This window comes from Halorientalis brevis (assembly GCF_042678165.1).
Lineage (GTDB): Archaea > Halobacteriota > Halobacteria > Halobacteriales > Haloarculaceae > Halorientalis > Halorientalis brevis.
In genome coordinates this window covers 667359-682077 of record NZ_JBHUDJ010000002.1, presented here as the reverse complement: position 1 = coordinate 682077, position 14719 = coordinate 667359, and the positions used below count along the sequence as shown (strand labels likewise).

The window sequence follows — 14719 nt, the reverse complement described above, 5'->3', positions numbered from 1 at the left end:
CGACATGTTTCGGTCGGAACCAGCTGTTGCCGAGTTCGATGGGCCTTTCACCCCTATACGTAGATCACGAGAGGGTATTGTAGGACACCAACTCTAACAGGCTTCCACGTGCCTTTCGGCACGCTTCACCTTGTCCACGCATAGATCACTCGGTTTCGGGTCGTACCCGTTTGACTCCCCGCGCTTGAACACGGCGGCCCTCGTCGTGAGACTGCGGCCATGTCGGTTTCCCTGTGCCTTCCCCGATAATCGGGTTAGACTCGCCAAACAAGTACACTCCCTGGTTCGTTTTTCAAAACGTACGACGGAACATCGGCTTCCCGTAACTCCTACTGGAAGGTCGCCCTTCGGTCGTTTGTCACGGGACCTTGTATGCCCCGTCGCTCCATCACCAACTGATTTCAAGCCCTATTGCACCTCCCTTCTGAGGGTGCTTTTCAGCGTTCGCTCACGCTACTTGTTCACTATCGGTCTCAGGTAGTATTTAGTCTTAGCAGTCGATGCCTGCCGTATTCACGAGGGATTTCCAACCCCCGATACTCTGGAACTGACGCACACCGTACTGGCCTTCATTACGGGGTTGTCACCCTGTTTCACGCTCCATTCCAGGAGACTTCATGAAGACGATCCGGTGATGAGAGTCAGCCCGAACACCACATTGCCCGAAGGCTTCGGTTTGGACTGTATCGCGTTCACTCGCGGTTACTAACGACATCACATTCGTTTTCTTTTCCTGTCCCTACTGAGATGTTTCAATTCGGGACGTTCCCCATTGCGCAAGGCAATTGCGAAGAGGATTCCTATTCGGAGATCCGTGGTTCTTAGCCTCCGTGCGGCTTCCCACGGCTTATCGCAGCTTGGCACGTCCTTCGTCGGCACCTGAGCCGAGCTATCCACCAGCTGGCATAGTAGCCAATCTGATAGGTGACCCGGACTAGGTCCGGGTCGAATAGTGACTCGGAATGATTCCGAGTCGCGTCATAAGACTCGATAAACTGCACACGAGTCCAGTGGACGCCTGGATCGCACGTACACACAGTCTCATCTGCGCCGCCCGGTGGTAGCCGGTGCGTGCATCAACCCTTCCCACCCGCGTTCACACGGGGTGGTGCATCGGTCGTCCGTACCCATTCGCAACGCCGTATCCCACTTAAGGGACACGGTTCGGAGCGGGCACGGGGTATGGACCCACTGGGATTTGAACCCAGGGCTTCCTCCTTGCAAAGGAGGTGCTCTGCCGCTGAGCTATGGGCCCGTACGGTTCCGCCGACAATGTTAGCCCTGGCAGTTCATAGGTGCTCGGTCGGCGCGAGTGCGTCGAGTAGTGAAGTCACCAGTGCCTGTCCGAAGACAGGACTTGAAAGTGGGCTGGGGCGAACCCCAGTCCCGTACGTTAGGAGGTGATCCAGCCGCAGATTCCCCTACGGCTACCTTGTTACGACTTAAGCCCCCTTGCGAAGCCCAGATTCGACCAGCGCATGCTGGCCTCATCCGGACCTCACTCGGGTGCTTTGACGGGCGGTGTGTGCAAGGAGCAGGGACGTATTCACCGCGCGCTTCTGACACGCGATTACTACCGAATCCAGCTTCATGCGGACGAGTTTCAGTCCGCAATCCGAACTACGACCAGGTTTCGGAGATTAGCGCCCCCTCTCGGGGTGGCTTCCCACTGTCCTGGCCATTGTAGCCCGCGTGTTGCCCAGCACATTCGGGGCATACTGACCTACCGTTGCCCGTTCCTTCCTCCGCTTTAGCAGCGGCAGTCTCCCTAGTGTACCCAGCCACGACAAGCGTGCTGCTGGCAACTAGGGATGCGGGTCTCGCTCGTTGCCTGACTTAACAGGACGCCTCACGGTACGAGCTGACGGCGGCCATGCACCTCCTCTCAGTAGGTCAGGTAAGGTCATCAACCTGACCGTCACTCCTACTGTCGGTGCTGGTGAGATGTCCGGCGTTGAGTCCAATTAAACCGCAGGCTCCTCCGGTTGTAGTGCTCCCCCGCCAATTCCTTTAAGTTTCATCCTTGCGGACGTACTTCCCAGGCGGCTCGCTTCTCGGCTTCCCTACGGCACAGCGCAGGCTCGTAGCCTGCGCCACACCTAGCGAGCATCGTTTACGGCTAGGACTACCCGGGTATCTAATCCGGTTCGAGACCCTAGCTTTCGTTCCTCACCGTCGGGTCCGTTTTTCCAAGGTGCTTTCGCCATCGGTGGTCCGTCCAGGATTACGGGATTTCACTCCTACCCCGGACGTACCCCTTGGATCTCCCGGCCCCAAGCCACTCAGTTTTCGCCGGACGCCTGCCCGTTAAGCGGGCAGATTTCCCGACGAACTTGAGTGGCCGGCTACGAACGCTTTAGGCCCAATAATAGCGGCCATCACTCGTGCTGCCGGTATTACCGCGGCGGCTGGCACCGGTCTTGCCCAGCACTTGTTCCTGTACCACCTTACGGTACAGAAAAGCGAGGACTGTATGCCCTCGCACTCGGAGTCCCCCTATCGCACTGTCGTGCAGTGTAAAGGTTTCGCGCCTGCTGCGCCCCGTAGGGCCCGGTATCTTGTCTCAGATACCGTCTCCGGGTTCTTGCTCTCACAACCCGTACCGATTATCGGCACGGTGGGCCATTACCCCACCGTCTACCTAATCGGCCGCAGCCACATCCTATGGCGCCGGAGCGTTTCCAGCTCCCTGCATTCCAGCATGGGAGCTGTATTCGCGATTAGCCTCAGTTTCCCGAGGTTATCACGATCCATAGGGCAGTTTGGCCACGTGTTACTGAGCTATCTGCCACGGGTCTAAACCCGTGCGACTAGCATGGCTAAATCGGACTCCGATAGCAATGGCCTCCGGCAGGATCAACCGGAATGGTCCCTGGCACAAGGCCAGGGGGGCTGGCGGGAAAACTCTCGTAAGAGAGTATTCCGCTATCGAAGGTTCACGTAGTTCGACGACACACGGACCGACCGAGTGTCACCGAACTGCCAGGGCTAACATCAGATCCCATCTATACGGCGGACCGCAGGGGTGGAATCCTCATTTACTACGGATCCAAACATAGACCACGACAGGGTATAAACCCATCGAAGTCCATCGATCCGTCGGCCGGGCGATCTCGGCCCCGACCGGGCCGCGTCTGCAATCATTCCGAGCGCCCTTAACCACTTAAGGGCGTCGGATCGGTCGTGGCCGGAAATCGACATCCGGCGGGACCGTGCGTATTCATTCGGAAGCCCACGTTAGTACATAAGGGCACCGATGCAGACTGCCGCACGGCAGGTCGCTCCCACCGCGCCGCGTTCGTATTTCTACGGATGGGGGTGATTTACTTAAGAGCGTCGAACCACGGCCACATCGTGAGGAAATTTCATGGTTGAGGCTCACGCGCGATCGCGTTACTGATAGATTTTGTATGTGAGTGTTTTCTGGTAAGTTGGCATCAGAGCGAGCTCGCGAGAGTGCAATGATATCGCGTGGGAGGAGACCGACGAGTCATTCCGCGCGTCTCACGTGCGGTCGGGTCGGGTGCTGTCCACGCACGTGACGCTTCGGGTCGACAGTGGTTATACTGTCGGTTGGCACCGAGAGAGACCAAGACGAATCCAGCGACGGAACAATGGCAGTCGCGATGTCAGCAGACCGAGCTCGCAGCTGCTACGTGGTCGTTGTGTATCTGTACACGCCCACACGCGTGAGTGCGCAAAAGAATCGCCAATCGGAGCGGCTTATATGTCTTCTAAGTGTTCGACACCTTGTTTCTCGACGTTCCCTTTGGTGATCTCGTTCGGCATCCAGTCGGGCTTGTCGTCGGGCGCTTCCTCTTCCCAGGCCCACGCTTCGTAGATGTGGACCTTGTGGGTGCCCTTCTCTCGAAGTCGGATCGTTGTTCTGTCAGCCGCGGACTCGCTGCCTGCAGGATCGAGCCGTCGGGCTGCCTTGAGTGCCGCCTGCCGGGGTGTGCCACCGGAGAAGACACTCGACTCCTCACCACTGTCGTCTCGAAGCGCAAAGTTGCGCTTATCTTCGTCACGTGCCATGGTTTTGGCCTCTCCGTGTCAAATCAGCACATGACCCACCATAAATATACCCCCCAATACTGCCGCCGTCTGGCGGTACATTTTTATACAAGAACGTAAACCGGTCGACAGTTCAGTCGAGATACAGGTATTAGAGCGTGATATTTCGCTCGCCCGCGGGCTGCGGAGTGCCTGTCACCGGTAGAATCATGCGGAAGCAACGACGTGGTGAGTATCGGGACCGGCAGTCGCACGGTAAGCTTAAGTATATCCTACGGCGAACCACGACGTACGATAACGCGATGGTGCGAAAAAAGAAGTTGAGTCCCAGTGGCGCCAAAGACGAGGATGGCGAATACCACAACGTCCACATCAACTTGCACGAGGACGAACTGGCCGTCGCGGGCATGGAAATCGGTGATGAAGTGTTCGTACGGGTCCGTGACAACAAGATCATTATTCAGAAAGCGGACCCGGAGGACGTAGAGCACGAGTTCTAACGTGCCCAGGTACACGAATTCTTTGCGGAGCCGCCCCGTTCAGGAGCTGATGCCGTGACCGTCTACGATCTCGCGAAACCGCTGTTGTTCCAACTCCCACCGGAGACGGCACACGGGCTCGGCCACGGGATGCTCGCGCTCGTCGACGGAACCCCCATAGAGCAGCTACTGGCCCACAGGTACGTCGTCGACGACGAGCGACTCCGCGTCGACGCGTTCGGGCAGTCGTTTCGCAACCCTGTCGGCGTCGCCGCCGGGTTCGACAAGAACGCCGAAGCGCCGGGAGCGCTCGCCGCCCTCGGCTTCGGTCACGTCGAGGTCGGCGGCGTCACCGCAGAGCCACAGGCCGGCAACCCGCGGCCGCGGATGTTTCGACTCCCCGAGGACGGCGGCGTCATCAACCGGATGGGATTGAACAACGACGGTGCGGCCGCGGTCGGTCGGCGACTGGCCGCCGCGGACGTGGACGTGCCGGTCGGCGTCAACATCGCCAAGACCGAACACGTCGACAGTGCGGACGCCCCGGCCGACTATCGAGAGACCTACGAGCGGGTCGCCGAGGGCGGCGACTTCTTCGTCGTCAACGTCTCCTGCCCGAACTCCGAGGGGTTCCGCGAACTCCAGAACCGCGACTCGATGGAAGCGATTCTCGGGGCGCTGGTCGACGCGGGTGCAGCGCCACTTCTGGTGAAGCTCTCGCCGGACCTGCCCGAGCCGGCGGTCGAGGACGCGCTGGAGTTGGTCGACGAACTGGATCTCGACGGCGTCGTCGCGACGAACACGACGACCGACAGACCGGCGTCGCTCCGCAGCCCGAACCGCGTCGAGAAAGGGGGCCTCTCCGGGAAGCCCGTCGAGCATCGGGCGACGAAGATGGTCCGGTTCGTCGCGGAGCGAACGGACGTCCCCGTCGTCGGCGTCGGCGGCGTCTCGACCGCCGAGGACGCCTACCGGAAGATACGGGCGGGCGCGAGCGTCGTGCAACTCTACACCGGCCTGATCTATCGTGGCCCGTCTATCGCACGCGACATCAACCGCGGCCTGCTCGAGTTGCTTGAGCGGGACGGGTTCGACTCGGTCACGGACGCCGTCGGCGTAGACCTCGACTGACGGTGCGACCACCGCCAGCCCACCAGCCGTTCACGGCTGCCGACGAAACCAGTTGTACGACACTACTAATTTAGAGTGGTTTTATTTTTCTGCCGACAGGAAGGGCAGTCGCACATGGCCCTCCACTCTCGTCGGGAGTTCGTTGCGTTGTTCGGTACGGCGGCTGCGACCGGTGTCGCGGGATGTTCCCGACAGGAAACCGATCAACACCCGGAGACCGGACAGCCGACTGAACACGCGACAACTGGGCAAACGACAGCACCGACCGAGCCTGCCGCCGACGCGATGACGACGGACTCGGCGTCGACAACCTCGGCCGAGCAGCCACCGACGGTCGCCAGCGTTCCCATCGGTGAGACGATCGAGTACAGGGACGCACGACTGACGGTAGCGAACCCTCGCGTCCGTCGCTGTGTGATGGCGCGGACCGGCCCCAGTCGCTTCCTTGGCGTACACGACGGCCAGTACGTCGTCGTCGACGTGACGGTCGACGGGACGCTCGACGCGGACCGGTGGACCTTCGGACTGCGGGGGAGTGCCGGCGGAAGTTTCGTCTCGACAGACGAGTCGCACTTCCTCGTCGAGTCCATGCTCGAAGACGACTCCCTCCGAATGGACCCGTCGACGTGGACCGAGCGGCCGGTCGCCGTGCCGTTCCCGGCGCGGTATCTCCCAGCCGCGAGCGTCCAGTGGCGACACGACGACGGTGAGACAGTCGAAACCCGTGGCGAGTGGGAACTCGACACCGAAACTCGGCGGGCGCTCACGCACGCGCCACAGTTCACGCTGAAACGGTACGAGGTACAACGGACGGACGGTGGCGTCCGCCTCGACGTCGTCGTTGAAAACGTGGGCGTCAGTGATGGTCGGTTCCTCGCACGCGCACTCCCGGGTCCGAACATCGCCGACGTGAGCGCCGTCATCGAACTCGACGTCCCCGCCGGCGAAACTGCACGGTACCGTGACGTTCCGTCTCTCTTCGAGCAGTGGCTCGACTCCGTCGAGATCGGCAACGTCACACTCGAGTATCCGGAGCGTGGCCAACGGACGCGCGTCCACCGGGAACTGCCGGAATCGACCGGAACTAGGACCAGCAAGGAGTGACAGCGGCCGTTTTCCCGAACTTTCGTCCCGTTCCGATCAAAAAGCCGCTCGCCGTTCCGAGGTCAGATCACTGCAGCGCGTCCAGTCGGAACTCGAACGCCGCCACCAGCCCACCTTTTTCGGCGTCGGGTCGCGCTCCTCGCGACCACTCCTTGAAAAAGCTGGACCAAAAAATCCACTCGGTCCCGGAGGTCACTCGCGGGTCTACGTCTACGACTGCAGCGCGTCCAGTCGGAACTCGAACGCCGCAACCGGCAGCTCCAGATCGTGTTCGACGATGATTTCGGGATGGACCTCGCCGATGACGCCCACGTCCTCGCCGTCGAGGACGACGCTCGCGGTTCGGCCGGGGATGAACGTGGGGTGTTCCGTCGACGGCGTCTCGAGGTCCTTGTCGAAGGCGTCGGCGATCGCCTGCAGGCGGGCCTTCGCGTCCTCGTAGGACGCCCCGTCGTGACACAGCGCCGCGGCGACGGTGCGGTGTTCGGCGACGTTCGTGTTCTCGGACTCGTCGACCTCGACCGCGAGGCCGATCTCCGCTAAGTCCTGCGGGTACGCGCGGTGCGTGTTGTTCTCCAGGACCATCATGATCGAGGGGAGCGCCCACGAGCGAACCATCGTGAAGTCCTCGCTGTAGGGCTCCTGAATGGTGACGGCCTCGCCGCCGCCGACGACGTCACTCCCTTGTTCGACGCCCATTCGCTCGTAGTTCTGCTCCTCGTCGATGAGGTAGAAGTTCAGCAGGTCCTCGAAGCCGAGGCCGACGAGCGTCTCGCGTGCAGCGCGTTCCAGTCGGGAGCGTTCGTGGCGACCGCCGACCGTCGACACGTCGGGATAGCGGGGTTCGAGTTCGTTGAACCCGTACGCGCGCCCGACGTCGTCGATGAGGTCGACTGGGTGGAGCACGTCCGTCCGGTAGGGCGGCACCTCGACCTCGTAGGACACCGTGTCGTCGGTCTCTTCGGTCGTCGCGTCCATCCCGGCGCGTTCGACGAGGTCGACGACGTCCGTCGGGTCGAGATCGACGCCGAGCATCGTCTCGATGTCGTCGTGGGTGACGGTCTTGGTCTTCGTCTCAAAGTCCGGGCGCACGAGATCGCGGTCCTCGTAGACGACGCGGACCTCCTCGACTTTCCCGCCGCGGGCCTCCAGCGAGTAGCAGACGATGTTCAGCATCTTGTCGATCGTCCACTGGTCGGTGCCGGTCATCTCGATGAACAGGTCCCGGGAATCCTCCGAGACCTCGGTCCGGCGACCGTTGACGACCGGTGGGAACGAGAACAGGCCGATCTCGTCGTAGATCGCCGGGAACGAGTCGTAGTCCTCGACGAGGTCGGCGTACTCCTGGCCGATGTGGTGGTCGGTCAGGACCTCCGCGAGCGTCAACTCGGCGTCGCCCTCTAGCGGGACCATCGTGTCACCCTCCGGGTCGATCCCGGTGTAGGTCACCGACTTCCGGGAGTCCTCGTCGCCGAGGTCCTCACCTTTCAGCATCGTCAGGTCGTGGACGCCGATGGCGCCCTTCGCGCGCTGACGACCCATCGTCGCGTGGAGTTTCTCCTGGACCTGGATCAGGGATTCGAGGGCCTCCTCGTCCATGTCCAGCCCGCGAACGATGGCGCCCGTCACGTAGGGGCGCTCGTCGGGCACGTCCTCGACGTGGATGGACCACTCGGCGCTGTTGGTGTTCGGGACGTAGACGCCCCGGTCGTCGCCGTACTGATACCTGAGAGAGCGGGCGACCCCCTCGACGGAGAGCCGGTCGAGTCGGTCGGGGGCGAACTCGAGCTCAAACTCGCCGTCCTCGGTCTCGCCTTCGAATTCCAGTCCGAGGCCGAACAGGTCGTCTTTCAGCTGTTCGTCGTCTTTCTCGTCGTGGCCGGTGAGCCGGCGGAGTTCGTCGGGATCTACCTCTACTGTAGGCATCAGTAAATCACCTCCTCGCTTCGCAGGTAGTCAAGGTCCAGCAACGTGCCGTGCACGTCGCGGATGTCCTCGGCGCCGGTGACGAGCATCATGAGTCGCTCCAGGGCCAGCCCCCAGGCCATCACGTCGCAGTCGACGCCGAGCGGTTCGAGCATCTCCGGCCGGAAGATCCCGGAGTTGCCGATCTCGATCATCTCGCCCGTCTCGGGGTGGCGACCGAACAGCTCGAAGCTCGGTTCCGTGTAGGGGTTGTAGTGGGGCTTGAACTCGACGTCGGTGATGCCGAACTGCTCGTAGAACTCGGTGAACGTCCCCATCAGGTCGCGCACGGAGAGGTCCTCGGCCATCACCCAGCCCTCGATCTGGAAGAACTCCAGCAGGTGCGTCGCGTCGAGCGTGTCGTTCCGGTAGGCCTTCTCGATCGAGAAGAAGCGCTGGGGCGGTTCGAGGTCGCCCATCGCCTCCCCGGAGAGGTGCCGGGCGGTGAGCGACGTGGTGTGTCCCCTGAGCGCCAGCGCCTTCGCGAAGTCCAGGTCCCACGGCGAGTGGTAGCCTTCGCCGTCGTCGCCGACGCCCTCGCGGTGGGCGGACTCGACGCGCTCGACGAGGTCTTCTGGCAGATCGTCGATCTTCGCCGGGTTGTCCAAGGCGAAGCGGTCCCAGTGATTTCGAGCAGGGTGGTCCTGGGGCATGAACAGGCAGTCGTTGATCCAGAAGTCGGCGTCGACGGTCGGCCCCTGCATCTCCTGGAAGCCCATCCCCACGAGGACGTCTTTGACGCGCTCGGACATCTGCCGGAGGACGTGGGTCTTCCCGGGCGTCAGCTCCTCGGCGTCGGCCTCGACGTTGTACTCGGCGAACTCGACGTCCTCCCACTCCCCGCTCGTGATGAGATCGGACGTGACCTGGCCGACGGTCTCTGCGACCTCGACGCCGGCCATGAGTTCGGTGACGCCCGCGTCGGTCAGAAGCACCGACCGGATCGTCGTCTCGGACCGCTCGACGAGCCCGCGCTTCTCTAAGTCTTCGAGCGCGAGGTCGCTCTGGTAGGCGACGCTCCCCTCCGCGATGGCCTCCAGGGTGGCCGCTTCCGAATCGCTCTCGGGGTCGGCGTCGGGATCGGCTGTGATCTCGCCGCTGTCGATGCTGCCGTAGCCCTTCCGGGCGTAGTTCGAGAGCGCGATGTCGACGGCCGGCCCCTCAAGCCCGGCCTCGCCGATGACCTGGCCGAGCTGGACGGCGTCCTCGTCGGCGCCGAGCGAGACGGCGGCCTCGTACAGGCGGAGTTCGGGCAGACCTTCCTCGACGTACTCCTCGGCTTCCTCGGTCATCGAGACGTCGTCGCTCGTGCGTTCGACGATTTCGACGAGGCCCTCGTCTTCGAGTTCGAAGGCCGCGCCGGTGACGGCGGCGGGATCCAGGTCCGTCTCCTCGGCGATACGCTCGATTGTCTGTTCCTCGTCTGCACTCGCGGTGTTCAACACCGCGACCTGTGCTTCGGGTAGCTTCATGCGTAGTGGTCGTTGTTCAGTAGGGCGCGGGTCGGTCAGTTAACGGTTCTCATAAGGACAGCTGTAAGCCAGTTTCGTCTGTCGCCGACATGCGTCGGCGACGAACGAGGCACCTTACAGGTGTCCGCACAACGTGCGCGGCCGGTTTCATCCCCTTCAGAAGTTATCCGTCGGGAAGTCCACTGCCCTCAGCGCGCGCCGAAAAAGAAGCCGAACCCCCCGGACTGCGGTGGCTGACGGACGGTGCGCCGGCAGTGGGGTTCGGATGCCATGTGCGACCGATTGTGATAGGCCAGTAAAAACGTACCGCTGTCGACCAACGGCCGCTGTCAGCACAAAACAGCTATCAGCACCGACACTGACGTATCGAAACGTGACAACCGAACGCGACGACGACGGCGCGGACCGCGATCGAACCAGGTGGCTCGACGCGATTCCGGGCTCAGGCTTCGAGTTGCCCGGCACGGGCGTGCTCGAGGACCTCGGTGCGGAACTCCGACGAGGAATCGAGGGAATGACGCCGAGCGCCGACGGCATCGAAGCGATCCTCGACGGCGTGTCGATTCCGGACGTTGGCGACATAGACGTCGACGCAGTCGTCCGCCCCGGCGAGACGATCGACGACGAGCAGGTCGACGGCGTCGTCGAGACCGGCGAGCACGCGGTCGAGATCGCCGTCGAACACGGCGAGGACGCCGCGACGGTGCTGGTCGATACCGGTGGCGAAGTGATCGAAATCGGCGTCGAAAACGGCGGCGAGGCGGCGGAGGCGACGGCCGAGTTGCTGGCCGCAGCGCTCGACGGGCTGTAGACGGACAGCGGCGTTCAGTTCCCGCCGGCCCGCTCGCCCGCCACGTCGAACTCGAAGTCGAGTTCGTCCAGTTTCTCGGCCCACTCCTCGCGTTTCTCCTGGTGATCTGCGAGGAATTCCTTCATGAGTTCGGCGGCCTGCTCCTTGCAGCCGCCACAGAGGCGTTCGCCACCGACGCACTCGTCGTAGACCTCCTTGGCGAACTCGTCGTCGTCACCGGAGAGGAGGTACGCGTACAGTTCGTACACGGGGCACTCGTCTGCCTTCCCGCCGAGTTCGCGCTGTTCTTCGGCTGTCTCGCGCCCGCCGGTCGTCGCCGATCGAACCTTGTCGTACCCGTCCTCGGGGTCGTCAAGCAAACTGATGTGGCTCGCCGGCACCGACGAGGACATCTTCCCGCCGGTCAGGCCGGTCATGAACCGGTGGTAGATCGACGATGGCGGAATGAAGCCGTACCCGCCGTGGTCGGCTTCGACCTCGCGAGCGAGTTCTTCGGCCGCCTCGTGGTCCATCTCGAAGGCGTCGATGTGGCTCTCGTACCGGCGCTTCTCGCCGTCGATGGCCTCGACGAGCGCGTCGAACGCCTCGTCGGTCGCGTGTCGCGCGAAGAAACGAACCCGCGGCCGGAGCGGTTCCTTCCCGGCGTTCCGTAGCTTTTCCACCGCACTCTGGCGTGCCTCCGTCGCGCTCGTCTCGTAGTCGGCCAGCCAGTCGCCGGCTTCCCCACAGCGCGGCATCGCTTCGTCCTCGGCGTACTCCTCGCGGTGGTCGTAGGCGACGGCGACGAGTTCGCGTTCGGCGTCGGTCAACTCGAAGCTCGCGAACGCGTCGGTGACCTTGAAGAATCGCATCCGCTCTGCGAGGTCCCGGGCGAACCGCATGTGCGGATCCTGGTCCGGCCCGACCGGGATCACCGTGGGCTTGGGCTCGTCCAGTTGCGGGTAGAGGATGTCCGCCATCTGGGTGGTGACGCTCTGCATGTGCGAGATGTCCGTCTCGCCGTCGAAGCCGTAGATGGCCTGGAACTCCGAGAAGTTCGCTTCGATCCCCAGTTCGAAGGCGAGATCCTGGACCTCGCGGTTGGTGGACTGGCGGTAGAGCGTCCCCTCCTCGGGGTCGAATCCCAGGGCCAGGAGGCTCAGAACGTAGCTCCGGGCGTGCTCGTCGATCTCCTCCCAGGAGAGGCCGCGCGCGCTGTGGGCCTCGAGGTCGGCGATGAGGCCGTAGGCGTCGCCGCCCTGCTGCTGGTGCCAGATGATCTCGTCGAACACCATCTTGTGGCCGATGTGGGGGTCGCCCGTGGGCATGAACCCCGACAGCACCGCCCACGGCTCGTCGTTGCGCATGGCCGCTGCGATGGGTCGGTAGTCGCGGTGGCCGAAGATGACGCCCCGGCGCATCAGGTAGTGGGGGTTGGGCACCTCGTCGAGCACCGCGTCGAACTCCTCGATGCCGAACTGCTCGAACAGTTTGCGGTAGTCCGAGACCGTCGAAGAGCCCCACGGGTCGAGGGCGACGTCGTCGGCGCCCTCGGTGTCCGTCCCGCCATCGGGCAGCGCGCGGTCGGCTCCCCGCTGCGGTGCAGACCCGTCCGCTGCCGGCGGTGTTCGGTCGTTCGAAATCGGTTCCGTCTCCGAATCAGTGTCGTGTTCGCGTGTCATCTGTAATGTCGTGAGTCGCCGTGTCCGTTCGTGCAATCATCAAAAAGCGGAGTGAGCAACGCGAGTCGCGCCCGCGGCGTCAGGGGCACGCGGTCAGGATCGCGAGACTGTCCACTTCCCATGCCGGTCGCCAGCGCCACCGCCCGAAATCGGCGGAAGTGGACATCTTACGATAGCGTAATCGTCAGCAGGCGTTTAACCGTTTCCCATCCGGCTCACGGCGTGAGCCGTCCCGCTTCGAGCCAGGAGATGTGGCCGTCCCCTCCGGTCAGCGCGAACACCATTCGTTTGCGGACGCCGCCCGACAGCCGCACGTCTAGCGCCAGGTCCCGCGGTGCGAAGGCGTGTTCGTCCGGCAGCACTCGCACCAGCAACTCGGAGTGGGTCAGGTTCGCGACCGATTCGACATCGGCGTACGTCCGGAAGTCCGCCCCGAACTTGTAGCCTGTCTTGGGCACGACGCCGCGCTCCCGGAGGGCGGCGTACACCCGGAGGCGGCGGTCGAACCGGTCGCCCTCGACCTCGCGACCGCACTGCAGGACCGCTTGTTCCCCGCCGTCGATGTCGAGGACGCCGTGCCGGACGAGGTATGCGGCCTCGACCAGCGAGAGCTGGAGCGTGTCGATGCTCCCCTCCTCGCCGTCGCCGGAGAGCGGTTGGCCGTAGAACCCGTGCTGAAAGAGATCCGCGGGCGGGTCCCAGAGGAGAACCCGGTCGTCGAGCAGATCCCCGGTGACACCGGCCGGCGGTTCGTAGTTCGTCGTCCCGCTCACGTCCGGCCGATCCGTGTCGAGGTAGGTGATCTCGCTCTCCTCGTCGACGACCGCGAGGACGACGTCGCCCAGGTCGTCGGCCGAAACGGTCGCGCGCTCGCTGACCACTCGGACTCGATACGCCACCTCGTCGTCCCACGGTCCCTTGCCGCGGGGGTACACGACGAGGTCCGCCCCCGCCGGGTCGTCGACCCAGTCCTCACGGGCGGGCGACAGGTAGAAGCCCCGGTCGCGGAGGTCCTTGTACACCAGAAAGTGCAGGTCGGGACAGGTCGCCGACGCCAGGAACGCTCGGAAGTCCATGTCGTCGACTGAGTCGAGATCGCCGCGGAAGAGGAGGTGTGCGGCCTCGACGGGTGCGAGGACGATGTCCTCGCCGTCCGTGCGGCCGTACCCGCGGGCGTCGTAGAACTGCTCGCGGGCCTGGCGGCCCGCCCGAACCACGCCCTCGGAAAGCGTCGCGTGCATGCGTCCCTGTCGCCTGCCCGGCGATAAATCCCCTGCGGTCGCGCTGCTCACGCCCGTCTCTCAGCGTCACACCCCGTGTCGAGACAGCGCTCACCACTCCCCGTCTCGAACCGGGGCAGCCCGCAGTCACACTCACCGACGACCGTCCCCGCGGGAATCCCCCAACCGGTGTCGCAGTCGGGATAGTTCTCACAGCCTGCCAGCAGGCCGCCGCGGCGAAGGATTCTGAGATCCCCGTCACAGCGCGGGCAGTCCCACTCGCGGTCGAACGCGTCCGTGACGGCCTCGTCCAGCGACTCGCACTCCCGGTCGAGGCACACCTCGAACGCGCGCCCGCGGACGACGCGCAGCCGCGGGAGTCCACACGCGCACTCGCTGTCGAGAACAGTCGCGTCCCGCGGAATCCCGTGGCGCTCGTCGCATCCCACACACCGCACGGTACCATCGGCCCGGATCAGTCGGCCGTCACAGACCGGACAGTCACCGACCGGAACGCCCGCGGCGGAGGTCGGATAGCTGGCGCTGCCGTACTCCTCGTGGGTCTCCACGCAGAGTCGCTGGTCGCCGTCGGTCGCCGTCAGCGTACCGTCGCGGAGCGACACCGAGTCGGCGCGGGTGAGCCAGGCCACGGGCTGATACCCGTCGGCGTCGTGGACCAGAACGGTGTTGTCCGGTTTGCAGACGACGAGTACCTCGCCGCGTTGCTCCCGTTCGCGCGATCCCTCGAAAGTCGTCGTGCACTCACCGGCCAGGACGCAAGTTCCGTCGTGCATAGCCTTGGCTGGGCTGGTGTTGGTATATAAACGTCAGGTCGCGGGCCAGCGAGGCAGCGACAGAGATG

Annotated in this window: 10 protein-coding genes, 1 tRNA gene and 2 rRNA genes; 4 read left to right on the top strand and 9 right to left on the bottom strand. The window is 63.7% G+C overall.

Annotation, left to right across the window (positions count from 1 at the left end):
• The 4 genes from ACFR9U_RS07135 to ACFR9U_RS07120 all read right to left on the bottom strand — a co-directional run.
• Positions 1-921, bottom strand: a 23S ribosomal RNA gene (locus ACFR9U_RS07135); the annotation flags it as partial.
• A 262-nt stretch (positions 922-1183) separates the two neighbouring features.
• Positions 1184-1255 (bottom strand) — tRNA-Ala (locus tag ACFR9U_RS07130).
• 140 nt (positions 1256-1395) lie between these two features.
• Positions 1396-2867 (bottom strand): 16S ribosomal RNA (locus ACFR9U_RS07125).
• 856 nt (positions 2868-3723) lie between these two features.
• Positions 3724-4035 carry a non-histone chromosomal MC1 family protein gene (locus ACFR9U_RS07120; protein ID WP_247379064.1) on the bottom strand — a complete coding sequence of 104 codons (312 nt, stop codon included), beginning with the start codon at positions 4033-4035 and terminating at the stop codon, positions 3724-3726.
• 281 nt (positions 4036-4316) lie between these two features.
• Here ACFR9U_RS07120 and ACFR9U_RS07115 point away from each other — a divergent pair, with 281 nt between their 5' ends.
• From ACFR9U_RS07115 to ACFR9U_RS07105, 3 genes are all read left to right on the top strand, one after another.
• Positions 4317-4514 (top strand): hypothetical protein, encoded by a 198-nt coding sequence (locus ACFR9U_RS07115; protein ID WP_049995293.1) that lies wholly within the window; start codon positions 4317-4319, stop codon positions 4512-4514.
• A 54-nt stretch (positions 4515-4568) separates the two neighbouring features.
• The gene (locus ACFR9U_RS07110) at positions 4569-5624 is read left to right on the top strand and encodes a quinone-dependent dihydroorotate dehydrogenase (RefSeq protein ID WP_247379066.1); all 1056 of its coding nucleotides are present in this window, start codon (positions 4569-4571) and stop codon (positions 5622-5624) included.
• A 114-nt stretch (positions 5625-5738) separates the two neighbouring features.
• Positions 5739-6728 (top strand): hypothetical protein, encoded by a 990-nt coding sequence (locus ACFR9U_RS07105; protein WP_247379068.1) that lies wholly within the window; start codon positions 5739-5741, stop codon positions 6726-6728.
• Positions 6729-6938: 210 nt separating this feature from the next.
• On the opposite strand, the gene pheT is transcribed toward ACFR9U_RS07105, so the two are convergent.
• Complete coding sequence (gene pheT, locus ACFR9U_RS07100; RefSeq protein WP_247379070.1) at positions 6939-8654, bottom strand: phenylalanine--tRNA ligase subunit beta; 1716 nt, start codon at positions 8652-8654, stop codon at positions 6939-6941.
• Complete coding sequence (gene pheS, locus ACFR9U_RS07095; RefSeq protein ID WP_247379072.1) at positions 8654-10165, bottom strand: phenylalanine--tRNA ligase subunit alpha; 1512 nt, start codon at positions 10163-10165, stop codon at positions 8654-8656. Before pheS ends, pheT begins: the two co-directional genes overlap by 1 nt.
• A 373-nt stretch (positions 10166-10538) precedes the next feature.
• Here pheS and ACFR9U_RS07090 point away from each other — a divergent pair, with 373 nt between their 5' ends.
• Positions 10539-10976 carry a hypothetical protein gene (locus tag ACFR9U_RS07090; RefSeq protein ID WP_247379074.1) on the top strand — a complete coding sequence of 146 codons (438 nt, stop codon included), beginning with the start codon at positions 10539-10541 and terminating at the stop codon, positions 10974-10976.
• A gap of 14 nt (positions 10977-10990) precedes the next feature.
• On the opposite strand, the gene ACFR9U_RS07085 is transcribed toward ACFR9U_RS07090, so the two are convergent.
• The 3 genes from ACFR9U_RS07085 to ACFR9U_RS07075 all read right to left on the bottom strand — a co-directional run bounded on the left by ACFR9U_RS07085 (position 10991) and on the right by ACFR9U_RS07075 (position 14651).
• Entirely contained in the window at positions 10991-12637 is a 1647-nt protein-coding gene (locus tag ACFR9U_RS07085) for a tryptophan--tRNA ligase (RefSeq protein WP_247379076.1), read from the bottom strand.
• A 215-nt stretch (positions 12638-12852) separates the two neighbouring features.
• Positions 12853-13878 carry a tRNA-intron lyase gene (gene endA, locus ACFR9U_RS07080; RefSeq protein ID WP_247379078.1) on the bottom strand — a complete coding sequence of 342 codons (1026 nt, stop codon included), beginning with the start codon at positions 13876-13878 and terminating at the stop codon, positions 12853-12855.
• 47 nt (positions 13879-13925) lie between these two features.
• Complete coding sequence (locus ACFR9U_RS07075) at positions 13926-14651, bottom strand: PDDEXK family nuclease (protein ID WP_247379081.1); 726 nt, start codon at positions 14649-14651, stop codon at positions 13926-13928.
• Positions 14652-14719: the final 68 nt, after the last annotated feature.

Bases quoted from the DNA above. Each gene is read 5' to 3' on its own strand.
- ACFR9U_RS07120 (WP_247379064.1), bottom strand. From the start codon at position 4,035: ATGGCACGTGACGAAGATAAGCGCAACTTTGCGCTTCGAGACGACAGT.
- ACFR9U_RS07115 (WP_049995293.1), top strand. From the start codon at position 4,317: ATGGTGCGAAAAAAGAAGTTGAGTCCCAGTGGCGCCAAAGACGAGGAT.
- ACFR9U_RS07105 (WP_247379068.1), top strand. From the start codon at position 5,739: ATGGCCCTCCACTCTCGTCGGGAGTTCGTTGCGTTGTTCGGTACGGCG.
- pheT (WP_247379070.1), bottom strand. From the start codon at position 8,654: ATGCCTACAGTAGAGGTAGATCCCGACGAACTCCGCCGGCTCACCGGC.
- pheS (WP_247379072.1), bottom strand. From the start codon at position 10,165: ATGAAGCTACCCGAAGCACAGGTCGCGGTGTTGAACACCGCGAGTGCA.
- ACFR9U_RS07085 (WP_247379076.1), bottom strand. From the start codon at position 12,637: ATGACACGCGAACACGACACTGATTCGGAGACGGAACCGATTTCGAAC.
- endA (WP_247379078.1), bottom strand. From the start codon at position 13,878: ATGCACGCGACGCTTTCCGAGGGCGTGGTTCGGGCGGGCCGCCAGGCC.
- ACFR9U_RS07075 (WP_247379081.1), bottom strand. From the start codon at position 14,651: ATGCACGACGGAACTTGCGTCCTGGCCGGTGAGTGCACGACGACTTTC.